The sequence below is a fragment of the Parabacteroides sp. AM08-6 genome (assembly GCF_003473295.1).
Taxonomy (GTDB): Bacteria; Bacteroidota; Bacteroidia; order Bacteroidales; family Tannerellaceae; genus Parabacteroides.
On sequence record NZ_QRMP01000004.1, the window covers coordinates 1 to 16,566 of the forward strand.

The following is a 16,566-nucleotide window of genomic DNA, read 5'->3' on the forward strand; positions in this document are numbered from 1 at the left end:
AAGGGGCTTTTGATTTTTATTCCTAATGCGTTTGCCCTGTTTCTCCCTACAATTTTTACTTTCAATATATGTTGAATATAAAAAGCACATATATGTATCTTTCATTCAACATATATTGAATGAAAGATATACATTACTTGAATAAACTTTTGCTTAGGACGAATCCGAAAAAAGGTAGAGACAACAAAATAAAACCATCCATGCAAATTGACAAAATCTCCGTGTCGTTTTAACATCATTTACATTCGCCGTCAATTTCGTTTGTACTCCGAAGGAATAGTACCAGTATATTTCTGAAAGGCACGACGAAAAGTACTGATAGAATGAAAGCCGGAACGTTCGGCGACCTCCTGTATGCTAGCTTGCGGTTCCGCATCCATCAGCCGTTTGCTTTCCTCTATGCGGAACTGATTGACGTAATCAGAAAACGACATCCCCAGTTCACGGTTGAAAAGCTGGGAAAGATAAGAACGGCTCATCGGGAAGATACGCTGCAAATCGGTCAAACGCAAATCGTCACGCAAATAGGGTTTTTCCTTCTCAAACCATTGATTAACCTCTTCCGCATAGCGTTTGCTAAGAAGGCCTCGCTGTTCTTCATCACCGTCATAATCATCACTTTCATCGTCTCCCTGATACGGGAGATTCCAACTGTTTTTAAAAGAATGCTCCAATATGATAGGCTTAAGAAATAAAGCTTTATAAAAGAAATAAAACCAAGTGAGCAGAAGTACCGCCTTGTTGACAACATAAAGTATGAGAATATCCGTAAGCAACAAAATCAAATAAAATCCATACAGGACCATCAAAACAATCATCGTCTTTTTCAGCCAGTCTAAATCATAATCATCAGGGTTCGAGACATTTTCAGAAAGAAAAGCTTTATAATCCCCACTGTAGCGAAGAATTAGATAAACAGGCAACAGCATATAAAACAACGTAAGCAAGAAAAATAATCCACGCATAAATACATCAAAATTGAAGTATTCCAAAAGCTCTTTTAGCGAATAATAAACATGTATCTCCCCTCCAGACAAACGATAGGCCAAATACATCAGGGATGTCAGAAAAATGGGTGAAATAAAAACAGCAAAACGCTTTAATGTCAAATAGCCGGGCCGCAAAACTTCGATGACATAACAAGCCAATATAGCTGTAACAAAACAACCGATAATTAATACATCCGGATGAAAAGCTTCTTTCCCTTCATGCAAATAAAAATTGACGGAAACACGAACGATTGCCATGACGGCCCACAAATACATTGCAAAGCCTAAAATTTTCTTTGCCCGCCTCTCTCTAGAACGAAGCAGCAAGATTGTTCCGCCAAAAATACAGAACCCTATTATTTGCAAACTCAATAAAAATTGTATTATATCCCACTTCATATATCTATCTCCTTTTTACTAAACAATATAAACCCATAAATAGTTGATTTGCACTTTCAGCAGACAATTTGACGCCTCTAAATAATTTGCACCCTATACTTTTATATGATTTCATCGCGGTTTTAGACCAGATGCCCCTTTCCTTCCGCCAAACCTCCTGATATTTGCAACAGTAAACTTTCTACAAAAATAATATAAAATATGGACAATTTATTCTTATATATAATACTTGTAACAAGCATTCTGAGTTGCACAAATGAAAATGATATAGGAATACTGGAAAATTTCAGCTTAGAAGAAAAACCTTTAATAATAGAAACGATGGTTTTAACTACAAAATCCCCTAATTTCATACAAGAATTTAAAGACGGTTCGGTCATCGGCCTGCATATTATTTCTGAAAATACGGAAAGCTTATACGATAGCATTACAGCGTATAGAAATGTAAGAGCTGAAGCTTTTCTTAATGACGACAAACTAAAATGGGAACAAAGCCCGAAAGTCATGTTAAATTCAGAACCGGCAACGGTTTATGCTTATTATCCATATCAACAACAATGCAATTTTAATCCGGAAAATATTCCTGTTAAAATCTCGGCAGACGCATCCCTCACAACCGATTATATGTATGGGATGCAAACTTGCGGACAAAAAGCAATAAATAAAATTTCACCGATAGCCTTACTTAGCATGAACCATGCTTTGGCACTCCTGAATTTTAAGCTCCGCGTAGCACCGGACATTTCTACCTGTTACCTGCTTAACGCCATTCAAATAGGCAACAAAGCAGGAGGAACCGCTTTATGCTTCAGAGAAACAATGAATATCAAAACCGGAGAAATCAGCGGATGCGCCGGAACAAATGCTTCTACCCGGTTGGAACTGAACTCTCCCCGAATGTTGCAGGCAATTCCCGGTGAAGCCCAGCAATTAATGGTCATTCCGACAAATCGGATATTTAAAGACGGAGATGTAGAAATTCTATTTGTCATCAACGAAAAAACATTCAAATTCAAAATTCCTGCCGGAACAAAGTGGGAAAAAGGATATAAATATATTTACAACTTAACTTTCGACGGACAAAACATTTCGTTGGACCATGTAAGCTTCGATGAATGGATTCCGGTCGAAAGTTAGTTAGGATATTAAAAACAGCTCCGCCACTATCTCCCTTCAACTTATCGCCACAACACCTCTATTCAATTATTACCCCTAGGCGGAGCTGTTTTTTATTTTTTCCGTACATTTGTACAAATCCTTAAATACCTCCGGATATGAATAAAACATTACTATTTCTGGCAACAATAATATTGCCGGTCCTTGCTTCGGCAAGAGAATGGAAACCACAAGAATGGCCTGTCTTAAAACAGTACGATAGCGAACATCTTTATCAAATGGCATTGCCCATCGGCGGCATCGGTACAGGAACCGTTTCACTTGGCGGGCGGGGAGAACTGCGAGATTGGGAAATCATAAACATCCCGGCAAAAAAATACAGTACAGTCACAACCGGAAACAATGCGCCGTTTTTTGCTATTTATACAAAACCTCAAGACGGGAAAGCCTTGACTACTCTTTTGTCCGGTCCGCTTTATTCCCAGGAATATTTACATTACGAAGGACGCCCGGTCAATCATCACGGATTTCCACGCTTTTCAGAAGCTTCATTCGATGCGGCTTAGGTTATTTGGGAAACAAGGAGCATATCCGAACTACGCTGAAAAGTATCATGAAATATAATTATGTCAAAGATTTCAGTCGTCATTTCAACAATATGCGTTCGTACGTTATGGGAAATGAGTCCGGTCTACTAATGGCTTCTTGGCCAAACGGTCGTTTGGAAGTTCCTTTCCCCTATTTTGCAGAAGTAATGACGGGATTTGAATATTGTGCGGCTACCGGCATGATATACGAAGGAATGGAGAAAGAGGCTTTAACTTGCATACAAGCTGTCCGTGACCGCCACGACGGTGCAAAACGCAATCCTTTCAGTGAACCGGAATGCGGACATCATTATGCCCGTTCGATGGCAAGTTGGAGTGCTATTCTCGCTCTAAGCGGTTTTCAGTATTCGGGAGTAGAACAATCCATGTATATAACAGAACAACCGGGACGTTATTTCTGGAGTAACGGGTATGCGTGGGGAATTTGTACGGTTTCTCCTTCCGATGTTGTCATTGAAGTTCTGAAAGGTTCCTTAAATCTGAAAAAATTAAAAGCCGGCAATAAAAAAGAGATTTCTTTGAAGAATATAACTATCGGGGAAGGGAATAGGCAAACTATTCAGTTATAAAACAAAAGAGAGCGTTACAAAAGTACTTTATTCCTGTACTTGGCAGAGGAATTAGGTACTTTTGCAACATGCTCTTTAATCAAAAGTATATGTCAGAGTACGAATTTACACTTTACCGGAAGTCGGGGAAGAAGTACTTGTCGTACTACTTGTAGTCCCGCTTGTTGCAGATGCGGAAGAACCGGCAGTTGTTCCGGTGGTATCTGCCTGGACAGTTTGGGCTTCTTCCCAGTGGAACGGTTCGAACTGCGTATTCGGATCTACCCATGTCGGTTTCTTGGATGCGTAAATGATAAACGGGGCAGCAACTACAATAATAGCACCGATAATCAATACGGCAAACCATACGGTATTATTTCCTGTCGAAATCTGGCTGGGCGGAATAAAGCTCAGAACAAATGCCAACAATGAACCACAGAAACCCAAACCGCCGATAAACCACATCAGGCCGTTTCCACTCTTACCGATACGGAACGGACGACCGGCTTTTTTCATGCGATAACGCAAAGCGATAGCACCGGAAAACATCAGCATGTACATAATCAGATAAAGAATAACTGTCAGCTGCGACAAAATTTGATAGAAACTCTGAACGGAAGGCATTACCACGAACAATAAGCTCAGCAAAGTAACGGCCAGACCCTGTATCAAAAGAATGTTCTTCTGAACACCCAGCTTATTTGTTTTCTGGAAGAACGGAGGTAAATAACCGGCTTTACCTACGGCAAAAATACCTTTGGACGGACCGGCAACCCAAGTCAATACACCGGCCAATACACCGAATGCCAAAGCCACCGCAATAATCGGCGACAACCAGGAAGCATGAATAAACTTAAAATAATTGTCGAAACCGACCAATAGGCTCTGTGTCAAGTTGATGTCTTTTTCCGGAATGATAACACCCAATGCGAATGTACCCAAAACAAAGATAATAACTGTAATAAGCGCACCGATAAATACGGCTTTCGGATAGTTTTTAGTAGGATTTTCCACATCTTTCACGTGAATACCGCCCATTTCCATACCGGCATAAAAAAGGAAGATGCTGGACGCCAGAACCAAATTATCGAACTTTGTAAAATCCGGGAAGAACTTACCATGGAAATCCATATTCGAATGTCCACCCATAGAGAGATAGACAATCCCCAGAATAATCAGCAAAGCTGCTGGAACAATGGTTCCGACAATACCACCGACTTTTGCCACTTTACCGACCCAACTCAAGCCTTTCAAGGAAATAAAAGTGGCCAACCAGTAAATAATCAACACCACAACCAACGTGTACATCTTGTTTGAAGCCAATACCATATCATGTGCATCGTTCATTCCGATAAATGCAATTGATACGGCACCAAAGGTCAATACGGTAGGATACCAGATTGTACTTTCAATCCATTGTACCCAAATGGCCAGAAAGCCCCATTTCTTACCGTAGGCCTCGCCTACCCACCGGAAGACTCCACCCTGTTTGTCCTGGAACATAGCGGCCAATTCCGCCGCAACCAGTGAAGTAGGAATCAGGAATACAACCGCTGCAAACAAGTAATAAAAAGCCGAACTAAGCCCATATACGGCTTCGGCAGGCAGTCCGCGGAGTGAAACGACTGCCGTAACATTCATAATCGCAAGAGTAAAGACTCCAAGTTTTACTGCTTTTCCAATATTTGCCATGAATTTTACTATTAAAAAGTGAATTTTGTTTAGTTTAGTTTCGCTTCGATATGTCAGTATAACAACTGCTTATTGTGTTAGTTTGTCAACAAGATGTCAAACTTGGTTAATTAACAGATAGGTGTTAAAAACAAAATGTGTCACTTTGTTGTTTTTCAGCCTAAATAAAAATATGTCTAAACACCTAAATTTTAGAGATAATGAAAACTGCATTCAGTGATTTCTTCTACGAGAAAAAAGGTATTTACGGAGTCTTACACATCATGATACTATTGCTTTCCCTTTTTCTCATTGTTGATATTTCTATTGACACTTTCAATAACATTCCATTTATTACGCAACCCTCTTACCTGAAAACGCAATTTTGGATTTGTATGTTCTTTATTACTGATTTCGTACTGGAGTTTTTCTTATCAAAACATAAAATACATTATTTACAAACACACTTAATCTTCCTGCTCGTTTCAATACCCTATCTTAATATTATCAATTATTACGGCTTCACTTTTTCACCGGAAGTAACCTATTTCCTCCGCTTTATTCCGTTGGTACGAAGCGGGTACGCACTGGCTATCGTGGTAGGTTGGCTAACATCCAATAAAGCTTCCGGTCTGTTCGTATCCTATCTGACAATGCTATTGGCTACTGTCTATTTTTCCAGCTTGATATTTTTCGTACTCGAACATAAAGTAAACCCGGAAGTACAAGGTTACAACGATGCCCTTTGGTGGGCCTTTATGGATGTGACAACCGTTGGTTCCAACGTATATGCCGTAACACCGACAGGGCGGATATTATCGGTTCTATTGGCAGCTTTGGGTATGATGATGTTCCCTATTTTTACAGTCTATGTCACCAGCTTGGTACAAAATGCCAATAAAAAGAAAGAAGCTTTTTACGAACAGCAACAAAACACCATTACAAGAACACCAGAACAACCTTAAAGCAAACGTGCCTCCCTACACTTTGTTGTACAAAGCCGGGAGACACGCCAACTAAAAGAATAAACCGTTTTATTCGGTGATCGTAAACCGGTCACTTCCAAAAATGGACAGACCCAGTTTATTCATTATATACTTAATTGCCAACTGAGCTTTTACCGAATTACCGGCACTATCGATAGGAGGAGCAAAGGCTGAAATACCGAACAAGCCTGGCATAATCCCCATGACACCACCGCCGACACCGGTCTTTGCAGGGATACCTGATGTGTACAACCAGTCACCTGTATGTTCATAGAAACCGACAGTAGCTACCAAAGAAGTGATTTTCGGAGATAATTCCGCATCAAACACTTGCTTTTTAGTCAACGGATTCATTCCTTTATTAGCAACTGTAGCAGCCGCAACAGACAGTTGTTGGGCAGTAATGCCTAATGAACATTGACGAGTATACAGGTCGAGCGACATATCCGGGTCATCATAAATACGATTATAATTTTTCAATAACCAAGCAATAGAGCGGTTGTTGAAATTTGTAGCCGATTCGGATTTGTACAATTCGTCTATCAGTTGAGGGGCACTGCCACACAACTCAGTAATATTCTGCACGATAGCATCCCATTTCTTATCCGCATCTCCTATTGGTTGTACCATACTACAAGCAGTAATAGCACCGGCATTTACCAACGGAGTAGACGGATGGTCCTTTTCCAACAGGATAGCCATAATCGAGTTGAAAGGCAGACCGGTAGCATCAGCTCCAATCATCTCAAGCAACTTTTGTGCACCATACTGGCGAAGGGCCAAAATAGCAGTATGCACCTTTGAAACGGATTCGATACCGAAACGGTAATCATAATCACCCAGTGTAATAGTCTTACCATCCAATAAGCAAATACTTATACCGAACAGATTTTTATCGATATTAGCCAAATAAGGAATATAATCCGCATTTTTCCCATCTGTATTCGTTTTGAATGTCTCGTAAGCTTCCTGGGCTATTTCTTTTATTTGTGAAACGGAAATCGTTTTATTCATAAATTATATTATTAATGCTTTTTATGACTCTGAATAAAAGAGTCCTCAGCCCACCAGGTGCTGAGGATACTCTTGAGTATATATATAGCCAACAGAATTACTTTTTGCAAGACACACCTGTATGAGTAAACACAGAACCTTTTACTTCCAGATTCTTGTCTTGTGCAATACGTGTAGGAGTAGGATATTCCAATTTTTCCAGTTCTGTTATAGCAGCATTGATATCGTTCAGTAGCATATCGGCCATATCACGGCTAAATCCCTGACGGGCAACAATACGCATAACTACATAACTTTCAAGATTGTTAGGCAAGGTGTAAGCCGGAACCATCCAACCGCTTTGTTTCAATTTATCTTGCAAATCGTACAAAGTCCATTTTGCCTGCTTTGCATAATCCGGTTTCAGATACCAGATAAACAGAGGGTTCACTACTTCATTGCTGTAATTTACAAACGGAGCCATTTTGCCGATTTCATCATGCAAATATTGAGTAATCTCCATACTGTTTTGCTGAATAGCCTTGTATCCTTCAAAGCCAAGACGGATAAACTGGTAATACTGTCCGAGAATTTGTGCGGCAGGACGAGAGAAATTCAAGCCAACCTGCGTAATATTAGCACCCAGATAATTTACACTGAAAGACATAGAGTCGGGCAAATAAGATTTATCTTTCCATACTACCCAGCCTAATCCCGGGTAAACCAAACCGAACTTATGTCCGGAAGTACTGATGGAAAGTACCCATTTCAGACGGAAATCCCACTTCAATTCCGGTTTCAGGAACGGAAGAATAAAACCGCCGGAAGCAGCATCCACGTGAATAGGAATGTCATATCCGGTTTTTGCATTATAAGCATCAAGAGCTTTATCCAATGCTTCAACATCATCATTCAGCCCTGTCCATGTAACCCCTTGGATAGGAACGATACAAATCGTATTTTCATCACACATTTTCAATGCTTCTTCCGGGTCAAGAGTAGTCTTGTCCAAGGTCAGAGAAACCTGACGCATCTCAATCTGCCAAAGCTGGGCAAACTTTTCCCATACAACCTGGAAACCGGTAGAGATAATGAAATTAGGTTTATCTACAGGCTTACCGGCGGCCAATCTCTTTTTACGCCAACGCAGCCATGCTGCAACACCACCCAGCATACATGCTTCGGACGAACCGATAGCTAACGCACCGGCTTTCCATTTTGCCTGCTCGGGGGTATTCCACAAATTAGCCACAATGTTAATACATTTAGCATTCATAACGGCAATACGCGGATACTCTGTTTCATCAATGTAGTTGATACTAATTGCCTCATTCATCAGCTTAGTTGCATAATCATCCATGTAAGTGGTCACAAATGTTGCCAGGTTCAGACGGGGCTGAGTCTGTGCATACGTTTCATCTTTTACCATCTGATAAGCAATTTCCGGAGTTGTAGGTCCATCAGGAATTTTGTCTACCGGAGAGGCTTGCAACATCTTTTCCGAGCCAAAAATCGCTGTTTTGGCATCACCTTTTCTAAAATTAGAATCTTCCATGTCTTTTTTGTTTTTAATTATTAATGGCGTTATCGACATATTTCGGTCGATTGTATGGCAAAAACAGCTACTATTCGCAATTGTTCTGCGAATTTGGTTAAACATGCAATATTTGGGGTTTATTAAAATAATGTTATAAAAGAGTGCCAAAAACTACGCGTATTTTAACCTAAAAGCCAAATGTTAATACATTTTAGAAGTATATAAGACGAAAAAGTGAACATTTGTTATTCAGTATTGTTTCAGTACAATAAATCGCTCATTAGCGCATTCACAAAACTAAACGATTATGCGAATACAGACCGGACAGGGGACAATTCCCCTTATTACATTAATAGGTATATGGTCAATATCAGCTCTGAATGCATTGCCTGGTCTGGCCGTCTCTCCCATTCTGGGAAAATTATCCCTGATTTTCCCAACTTCGACGGAACTGGACATACAGATGCTTTCCTCTCTTCCTTCACTGCTGATTATCCCTTTTATCATCTTATCCGGTAAACTGACGGAGAAGATTAATAATATATATCTGTTACAAATCGGACTGGTCATATTCTCACTCAGTGGTATTTTATATTTACTTTCCACAAAGATGTGGCAACTGATTGTCGTCAGCGCCTTATTGGGTATTGGTTCCGGACTGATTGTTCCCTTATCGACAGGGCTTATCTCACGATTTTTCACCGGTTCATACCGTACCAAACAATTCGGCTTCAGTTCTGCAATTACAAATGTTACGTTAGTACTGGCAACCATATTGACCGGTTATCTGGCTGAAATAAACTGGCATCTCCCCTTTCTTGTTTATTTATTCCCATTAATATCAATCGTTCTTTCCTTCTATTTGAAAAAGAATATTTCTCCTTACCCGGCCGGAGCCGAACTTAAAAACAATAAAGCCGGAAATGCTCAGACTGCCCACAGTAGCTCTTTTGGAAAATTCGGTATCCAAATCAAACATTTAATGCAGATAATGGCTTTTTACGGACTTGCTACTTATCTGGTTATTATTGTCAGTTTCAACCTGCCTTTCCTTATGAAGGAGTATCATTTTACCAGCGGTAATTCCGGTATCATGATTTCTTTGTTCTTCTTGGCAATTATGGCTCCCGGATTTATTCTAAACCAGATTGTAACTTATTTCGGCAGCAAAACCAAGTTTTACAGCCTCCTTTCCATAGCTGCCGGCATGGCACTGATACTGGTTTCCCGCACCGAATGGTTAATCGGGCTGGGATGTATCTTTGCCGGTTTCGGCTACGGCATCATTCAGCCCATTGCTTACGATAAAACAACCCGGACGGCTATTCCGGAAAAAATAACATTGGCATTGGCTTTTGTCATGTCCATGAATTATCTGGCAATCTTATTATGTCCTTTCATTATCAATGTATTCAAGGACTTGTTTCATATCGAAACACAACAATTCGCTTTCATATTCAATATGATTATTGCTCTGATTGCAGCGGCTTGGGCCTATCTGAAACAAGAATCTTTCCTGTTTAACGACAGCTTTAAATCCACATAATATAAAAAACAATGAAGTATGAAGAATAAAATTACAGAAGCCAACATCTGCATGATTATCTCCAAAACCCTGAGCGGTCTGAACATGAATGCACTCAAGTATCTGTTGCCCGTATGGATAACTCCACTTTCAGGTGCCACATTACGATGTGTTTTCGCCGCAATCGCATTCTGGATTATCGGGATATTCACCAAACCGGAAACATCCACCGCAAAAGAAAAAGTATATCTTTTCCTATTGGGGGCACTCGGCATCTATGGTTTTATGTTCTTTTACTTGATTGGATTAAGTAAGACGACGCCTGTATCCAGTTCCATCTTCAGCAGTCTCGAACCCATTTGGGTATTCATTCTGGCCGTAGTATTCTTCAAAGAAAAAATTACCGGCATGAAAATTACCGGTATCCTGATAGGTTTGGGAGGCGCTTTGCTTTGTATTCTTACACAAAAAAGCGATGACTTGGCGGCAGATGCCTTTACAGGAAACGTGCTTTGTTTGATGAGTTCGTTTGCCTATGCCATTTATCTGGTTATCAGCAACCGCATATTAAGTAAAGTCGGAATAATGACTATGTTGAAATATACATTCACCGGGGCCGCCTTTTCGGCCCTCATCGTGTCGGCCTTTACAGGATTTGATGCTCGTGTATTTACGCTACCGTTACATTGGACACCTTTCCTTATCCTGATGTTCGTTTTGATTTTCCCTACGGTCATCAGTTATCTGCTGGTACCTATCGGATTGAAATATTTAAGCACTACGCTGGTTGCCATCTATGGATACCTTATTTTGATTGTCGCCACCATCGTATCCTTATCCATCGGTCAGGATCGCTTTAGCTGGACACAACTATTCGCTATCCTATTGATATGTTCCAGTGTCTACTTTGTTGAAATAGCTGAAAGTAAAGAGAAAATATAAATTTTTTCTTTTTCTTTGTAACAACTTTGTTTTCGTTTCCGTCTACTTTATGAACGCCTTTCAAAAGCGCGCAGAAAGGCAGATATAAACGGAATCAATAACGATTAATACATTTGGGAATGAAAAAATACATTGCAATTTTGGTTTTAATTTTAACCTGTCAGGCTATATACAGCCAGAACATAGACAAACTATTCAACGAGTTTGCCAAAAAAGAAAATGTCACACGCGTCAGCATCGGTCCGATAATCATGAAACTGAGTAGTATATTCACCGAAACAATGGGTGTTAACGGCATTGAAGTTTTAGATTTCGATGATTGCAGCAAGGACGTGAAAGAAAACCTTCGGACAGCCATCCGCAAACTTAAAGACGACCGGTTCGAAACCATGATTACTTCCAATGAAGACAATAATCATGTAAAAGTTATGGTCCGCATCGACAAAAAAATGATTCGGGAATTGGTTATTTTTTGTACCGGTGAAGATAATGCGCTTATCCGTATCAAAGGTAAAATCAAACCTTCGGATTTGGAACAAGTGGTAAAGGAACATAAAAATGGACATTAATAGCTTCAAACGGCTATTTCTTCCGCTCCATCCCAAACTCTTCAGGATTGCCTGGGCTTTGGTTGAAAACAAAGCCGATGCCGAAGATATACTTCAGGATGCTTATTATAAATTATGGAGCCGGAGGGAAGAACTGATAGACGTTCAAAATCCGGAAGCTTTCTGCGTCACATTAGTCAAAAACCTTTGTCTCGACTATCTTCGCTCTGCACATGCCAATAGGCACGAAGAAGAAATAACGGAAGTCGTAACACTCGCCGCAGACAGTTCACCGGAAAAGGAGCTGGAGGCAACCGATAAATTACAGCTGATATGCCGCCTCATCAACCGACTACCGGATAATCAGCGGCAAGTGATGAAGTTACGAGGCATAAATGACTGTTCAATCGAAGAAATAGAAGAGATAACCGGTCTCAGCGCCGTAAACATACGGGTGCTTCTCTCCCGGGCACGAAAAATAATACGGGAACAAGTTAATAAACTTTATATATACGAACATGAACGATAAAGAAATTGATGATTTAATAAACAAAGCCCTCCGAGAAGAGCAGGCTTTGCCAAAAGGACTCTCCGAACGGCTGGAACGGCAAATAGACAGTTGGGCGGCAGAAGAAGAAAAGAAGACTCGTTCATTCAACCTGAAACGCTCCCTGTACTGGGTAAGCGGAATAGCCGCAGCTATCCTTTTATGTGTCGGCATATTCCAATACAGTACTCCCCTACAACCTCATGAACAAATGGCAGACACCTATACAAACCCGAAAGAGGCTGCGGCCACTGCTCAGAAAGCATTGCTTTTGATGTCGCAAAACCTAAATAAAGGTTTCAACCAGATGGACAATGCCCAACAAGAGATAAATAAAGTAAACAACATATTGAACAAACATTTAAATGATTAAAAAGATGAAAGCTAAAAATATATTCCTCCTCCTTTTCCTTTGCTGCACAACTCTTTGTATGGCCCAAGACAAACTGTTCGAAAAATATGCGGACATGGATAATGTCACCTCCGTATTCATCTCCAAAGCCATGTTCCAGATGATGCCGAGCATCGAAAGCGGCGGACTCAACCTGATGAACCTGAAAGGAAAAATAGATAACCTGCAAATCCTCACTTCCGAGAACCAGGAAACAAAGGAAATGATGCGTAAAGACTTTACTTCCCACATCGGAAAATCTCATGAACTCTTAATGCGCGTCAAGGATAAAGATACCAAGGCAACCTTCTATATCGAACAAGAAGGCAATCGCGTCAGCGAAATGATTATGCTTGCCGATGCCGACTCCAGCTATGTCGTTATCCGGATTACCGGCAACTTTACGTTGCAAGATATACGCGATGTGGCAAACAGCATTTCGATACAAAAAGAATAAAATGACTTTTACAGTTCCGAATTCCGGAGATTTATAGCCAGATTATAAAAAAGACTTTTACTTTTGCAGTAAAGGTCTTTTTTATTAATATCACCATGACAACACAACAGATTATCAAAAACATGACGTATGCCGTAGCAGGAATATTCCTGTCCTTTGCAATGACCGGGTGTTATGGCAAAAAAGCGGAGACAACCGACAGCTTTGTTACCTTGGAAGCACAATTTTCCAATCCTCCATCCGAGTTCCGTACTGCCCCTTTCATGGTATGGAACGGGAAAGTTACGGAAACTGAAATAGACCGAATGCTGAAAGAATTCAAAGATGCCGGATGTGGAGGGACTTTTATTCATCCCCGACCCGGTATGATAACGGAATACATGTCCGACGAGTGGTACTCCCTCTACCGCCATGCTGTGAATAAAGGAAAGGAGATGGGAATGAATATATGGATTTACGATGAGAACTCTTATCCCAGCGGATTTGCAGGAGGACACGTTCCGGAAGAAATGCCCGAATCGTATAATCAGGGACAAGGACTGGCTCTCACCAAAACAGAACTCTTACCCGACAAAACGGACGAGTACTTCATCATCCTCAAAAAAGAAGGCGATAAATGGACGGATATTTCCCAAAATCCGGACAAATACAAAAGCAACAAAGGAGAATATTACCTGTATAAAAAGACTTATTTAGGCAAGTCGGACTGGTATGGCGGATACTCGTATGTCGACTTGTTGGTACCCGGTGTTACGGATAAGTTTCTTGAAACAACCATGAAAGGGTATGAAAAGACTATCAAGAACGAATTCGGAACAGCCGTTCTCGGTATTTTTACCGACGAACCCAACATTAGTTCTCCCGGCGGTCTGCGCTGGACTCCGGACTTGTTTGAAGTATTTCAAAAACGATGGGGCTACGACCTCAAACCGCTTATTCCACTCCTAAACGAAGAAACAGGCAACTATAAACAAGTCCGCCATAATTATATGGAAACTTTACTGCAACTGTTTATAGACCGCTGGTCCAAGCCCTATCATAACTATTGCGAAGCAAACAACCTGGAATGGACCGGCCACTACTGGGAACACGGCTGGCCTCAAATGAACGACGGACCGGATAATATGGCAATGTACGCCTGGCATCAAGTTCCGGCTATCGACATGCTGTTCAACCAATTTGACGAAACCAACCCGCAAGCTCAGTTCGGCAACATTCGTTCCGTCAAAGAACTCCGAAGCGCAGCCAACCAAACCGGCTGTAGCCGTACTCTCAGTGAAACTTACGGAGGAGGAGGCTGGGACGAAACATTTAAGGACTTCAAACGACTCGGTGATTGGGAATACGTATTGGGAGTCAACTTCATGAACCAACATCTGGCACACATGACTCTGACCGGAGCTCGCAAATATGATTATCCTCCCGTCTTTACCTACCATTCACCCTGGTGGCCGAACTACCGCGAACTAAACGATTATTTCGGACGTCTTTCTTTAGTATTGAGCAAAGGTATCCAGAAAAATGATATTCTGATACTCGAACCCAACTCGACGCTCTGGAGTTATTATGCCCATACCGGCAGTTCTCCGAAATTAATGGAAATAGGAACCGCTTTCCAGACTTTCATAACAAAACTGGAAAAGAACCAGGTAGAATATGACCTCGGCTCAGAAAACATTATCAAAGACCTCGGAAAAGCAGAAAAAGGCCGTTTCATCGTGGGTAAAACCTCCTACTCCACAGTTGTACTACCCCCGATGATGGAAACACTCAACAAGCCAACTTTCGATTTGCTACGGCAATTTGTACGACAAGGAGGCCGAATCATTACTTTTTCCGCACCGACATTAATAGATGGGGCAGAAAGTTCAGAACTGTCGGAATTCTTGTTGAACACCTCCATTATACCCGTTCCGGAATTGAACAAAGAGGTAATCGACAAATACTTTACCAATAGTGATTTCCGGATAAATACCAACGGTGGAAGCCTGTATCACCAGCGTCGCCGGTTTGCAGACGGCGAATTACTGTTTTTAGTAAACGCATCAATGGATGAAACCGCCAACGGAACTCTTTCCATCCCGGCAAAAACTATCCTCGAAATGAATGCGATGAATGGAGAAATCTATACTTATCCTTCTCAAAAAGAGGGAAACAAACAAAATCTTTCTTTCCGAATCGAACCGGCAGGAAGTCTATTGCTCTATTGCACAAGGGGAAGCCAGAAGGATTATCCGGTACCTCCTGCAAAAATAGGTGACACTCCTGTTGCATCAACCAACCAGACTACCGTCAGCCGACTGAAGGACAATGCTTTGACAATCGACTTCTGCGACGTGACAGTCAAAGGTGAAACTCATAAGAAAGTTCATTTCTCCCAAGCAGCCGACATCGCTTTTAAAGCACATGGATTTGCAAACGGTAATCCCTGGAACACCTCTGTTCAATACAAACGGAACATCCTGGACCGCGATAACTTCAAAGATGGTGGCTTCAAAGCTTCCTATCATTTTACGATTAACGATGCTTTCGATTATTCCGGTATGAAATTAGTATCCGAACGCCCCGAACTGTTCACAGTCAAAATAAACGGTACAGAAGTAAAAGCATTGCCGGACGAATGGTGGCTGGACCGCTCTTTCGGCGTTTACCAGATAGGAAAAGAGATAAAAAAAGGGAATAATACAATCGAATTGAGCATCAACCCGATGAGTATTTTTGCTGAAATCGAACCGGTTTACATCATAGGAAACTTCTCTGTCGTCCCCGAAAAGGAAGGGTGGAGTATCAGCGCACCGGTGGAAACTCTTACATTGGGCAGTTGGAAAAAGCAGAAACAACCGTTCTATTCCTGGGATATGCGCTACAGCAAAGAGTATAAAGTGGACAAAATAACCGGCCGATATGCTGTAAAACTGAATAAATGGAACGGTACAGTATCAGAGGTTTACGTCAACGGAAAGAAGGCTGGCATTATCGCTTTCAACCCTTGGAAACTGGACATAACGCCATTGCTGAAAGAAGGTAGCAACCAAATAGACGTTCATGTCATCGGTAGCCTTAAAAATCTGTTAGGCCCACATTATAGAAATCCGGCTCCCGGACTTGCTTCTCCGTGGCACTGGAAAAATGTGGACAAACCCATTCCCGGAAACGATTACCAGATGATTGACTACGGATTGATGGAAGACTTTGAATTAGTTCATTAACATACATAAAAAAGCCTAACGGCTTTTCCGGAAAAGTCTTACGGTTTTTAAATAAAAGACGTACGGTTTTTCTCGGAAAGCCCGGCTATTTTTCAAATAA

Annotated in this window: 15 protein-coding genes; 11 read left to right on the forward strand and 4 right to left on the reverse strand. The window is 41.1% G+C overall.

Annotation, left to right across the window (positions count from 1 at the left end; translation table 11 throughout):
- Positions 1 to 251: 251 nt before the first annotated feature.
- On the reverse strand, positions 252 to 1,388 hold the full coding sequence (locus DW103_RS04750; RefSeq protein ID WP_122274527.1) for a helix-turn-helix domain-containing protein: 1,137 nt from the start codon (positions 1,386 to 1,388) through the stop codon (positions 252 to 254).
- Positions 1,389 to 1,709: 321 nt separating this feature from the next.
- Here DW103_RS04750 and DW103_RS04755 point away from each other — a divergent pair, with 321 nt between their 5' ends.
- The 3 genes from DW103_RS04755 to DW103_RS18380 all read left to right on the forward strand — a co-directional run bounded on the left by DW103_RS04755 (position 1,710) and on the right by DW103_RS18380 (position 3,681).
- On the forward strand, positions 1,710 to 2,525 hold the full coding sequence (locus tag DW103_RS04755) for a fimbrillin family protein (protein ID WP_233545608.1): 816 nt from the start codon (positions 1,710 to 1,712) through the stop codon (positions 2,523 to 2,525).
- A gap of 137 nt (positions 2,526 to 2,662) precedes the next feature.
- Entirely contained in the window at positions 2,663 to 3,070 is a 408-nt protein-coding gene (locus DW103_RS18375) for a GH116 family glycosyl-hydrolase (RefSeq protein ID WP_233545609.1), read from the forward strand.
- Between the two features lie 47 nt (positions 3,071 to 3,117).
- Entirely contained in the window at positions 3,118 to 3,681 is a 564-nt protein-coding gene (locus tag DW103_RS18380; RefSeq protein WP_233545610.1) for a GH116 family glycosyl hydrolase, read from the forward strand.
- A gap of 105 nt (positions 3,682 to 3,786) precedes the next feature.
- Here DW103_RS18380 and gadC read toward each other — a convergent pair whose 3' ends face one another.
- Positions 3,787 to 5,352, reverse strand: a complete 1,566-nt coding sequence (gene gadC / locus DW103_RS04765; RefSeq protein ID WP_122274529.1) for a putative glutamine/gamma-aminobutyrate antiporter GadC — start codon at positions 5,350 to 5,352, stop codon at positions 3,787 to 3,789.
- 200 nt (positions 5,353 to 5,552) lie between these two features.
- Between gadC and DW103_RS04770 the strand changes: the two genes are divergently transcribed.
- Complete coding sequence (locus tag DW103_RS04770; protein WP_122274530.1) at positions 5,553 to 6,296, forward strand: potassium channel family protein; 744 nt, start codon at positions 5,553 to 5,555, stop codon at positions 6,294 to 6,296.
- 69 nt (positions 6,297 to 6,365) lie between these two features.
- Here DW103_RS04770 and glsA read toward each other — a convergent pair whose 3' ends face one another.
- Positions 6,366 to 7,331: a glutaminase A gene (glsA, locus tag DW103_RS04775; protein ID WP_122274531.1), complete on the reverse strand. Its 966-nt coding sequence runs from the start codon at positions 7,329 to 7,331 to the stop codon at positions 6,366 to 6,368.
- A gap of 97 nt (positions 7,332 to 7,428) precedes the next feature.
- Positions 7,429 to 8,865, reverse strand: a complete 1,437-nt coding sequence (locus tag DW103_RS04780) for a glutamate decarboxylase (protein WP_122274662.1) — start codon at positions 8,863 to 8,865, stop codon at positions 7,429 to 7,431.
- Positions 8,866 to 9,154: 289 nt separating this feature from the next.
- On the opposite strand from DW103_RS04780, the gene DW103_RS04785 reads away from it, so the two are divergent.
- From DW103_RS04785 to DW103_RS04815, 7 genes are all read left to right on the forward strand, one after another.
- On the forward strand, positions 9,155 to 10,393 hold the full coding sequence (locus tag DW103_RS04785) for an MFS transporter (RefSeq protein WP_122274532.1): 1,239 nt from the start codon (positions 9,155 to 9,157) through the stop codon (positions 10,391 to 10,393).
- An 18-nt stretch (positions 10,394 to 10,411) separates the two neighbouring features.
- A complete protein-coding gene (locus tag DW103_RS04790) occupies positions 10,412 to 11,314 on the forward strand; it encodes a DMT family transporter (RefSeq protein WP_122274533.1) in 903 nt (300 codons plus the stop codon).
- Positions 11,315 to 11,433: 119 nt separating this feature from the next.
- The gene (locus tag DW103_RS04795; protein ID WP_122274534.1) at positions 11,434 to 11,883 is read left to right on the forward strand and encodes a DUF4252 domain-containing protein; all 450 of its coding nucleotides are present in this window, start codon (positions 11,434 to 11,436) and stop codon (positions 11,881 to 11,883) included.
- Positions 11,873 to 12,391 carry an RNA polymerase sigma factor gene (locus tag DW103_RS04800; RefSeq protein ID WP_122274535.1) on the forward strand — a complete coding sequence of 173 codons (519 nt, stop codon included), beginning with the start codon at positions 11,873 to 11,875 and terminating at the stop codon, positions 12,389 to 12,391. Before DW103_RS04795 ends, DW103_RS04800 begins: the two co-directional genes overlap by 11 nt.
- A complete protein-coding gene (locus tag DW103_RS04805) occupies positions 12,381 to 12,782 on the forward strand; it encodes a hypothetical protein (RefSeq protein ID WP_122274536.1) in 402 nt (133 codons plus the stop codon). Before DW103_RS04800 ends, DW103_RS04805 begins: the two co-directional genes overlap by 11 nt.
- Positions 12,783 to 12,786: 4 nt before the next feature.
- Positions 12,787 to 13,257, forward strand: a complete 471-nt coding sequence (locus DW103_RS04810) for a DUF4252 domain-containing protein (RefSeq protein WP_122274663.1) — start codon at positions 12,787 to 12,789, stop codon at positions 13,255 to 13,257.
- A gap of 95 nt (positions 13,258 to 13,352) precedes the next feature.
- On the forward strand, positions 13,353 to 16,466 hold the full coding sequence (locus DW103_RS04815) for a glycosyl hydrolase (protein WP_122274537.1): 3,114 nt from the start codon (positions 13,353 to 13,355) through the stop codon (positions 16,464 to 16,466).
- Positions 16,467 to 16,566 lie beyond the last annotated feature (100 nt).

Excerpts from the sequence above, each read along its gene's own strand:
- DW103_RS04750 (WP_122274527.1), bottom strand. The coding sequence starts at position 1,388 with ATGAAGTGGGATATAATACAATTTTTATTGAGTTTGCAAATAATAGGG.
- DW103_RS04755 (WP_233545608.1), top strand. The coding sequence starts at position 1,710 with ATGGTTTTAACTACAAAATCCCCTAATTTCATACAAGAATTTAAAGAC.
- DW103_RS18375 (WP_233545609.1), top strand. The coding sequence starts at position 2,663 with ATGAATAAAACATTACTATTTCTGGCAACAATAATATTGCCGGTCCTT.
- DW103_RS18380 (WP_233545610.1), top strand. The coding sequence starts at position 3,118 with ATGAAATATAATTATGTCAAAGATTTCAGTCGTCATTTCAACAATATG.
- gadC (WP_122274529.1), bottom strand. The coding sequence starts at position 5,352 with ATGGCAAATATTGGAAAAGCAGTAAAACTTGGAGTCTTTACTCTTGCG.
- DW103_RS04770 (WP_122274530.1), top strand. The coding sequence starts at position 5,553 with ATGAAAACTGCATTCAGTGATTTCTTCTACGAGAAAAAAGGTATTTAC.
- glsA (WP_122274531.1), bottom strand. The coding sequence starts at position 7,331 with ATGAATAAAACGATTTCCGTTTCACAAATAAAAGAAATAGCCCAGGAA.
- DW103_RS04780 (WP_122274662.1), bottom strand. The coding sequence starts at position 8,865 with ATGGAAGATTCTAATTTTAGAAAAGGTGATGCCAAAACAGCGATTTTT.
- DW103_RS04785 (WP_122274532.1), top strand. The coding sequence starts at position 9,155 with ATGCGAATACAGACCGGACAGGGGACAATTCCCCTTATTACATTAATA.
- DW103_RS04790 (WP_122274533.1), top strand. The coding sequence starts at position 10,412 with ATGAAGAATAAAATTACAGAAGCCAACATCTGCATGATTATCTCCAAA.
- DW103_RS04795 (WP_122274534.1), top strand. The coding sequence starts at position 11,434 with ATGAAAAAATACATTGCAATTTTGGTTTTAATTTTAACCTGTCAGGCT.
- DW103_RS04800 (WP_122274535.1), top strand. The coding sequence starts at position 11,873 with ATGGACATTAATAGCTTCAAACGGCTATTTCTTCCGCTCCATCCCAAA.
- DW103_RS04805 (WP_122274536.1), top strand. The coding sequence starts at position 12,381 with ATGAACGATAAAGAAATTGATGATTTAATAAACAAAGCCCTCCGAGAA.
- DW103_RS04810 (WP_122274663.1), top strand. The coding sequence starts at position 12,787 with ATGAAAGCTAAAAATATATTCCTCCTCCTTTTCCTTTGCTGCACAACT.
- DW103_RS04815 (WP_122274537.1), top strand. The coding sequence starts at position 13,353 with ATGACAACACAACAGATTATCAAAAACATGACGTATGCCGTAGCAGGA.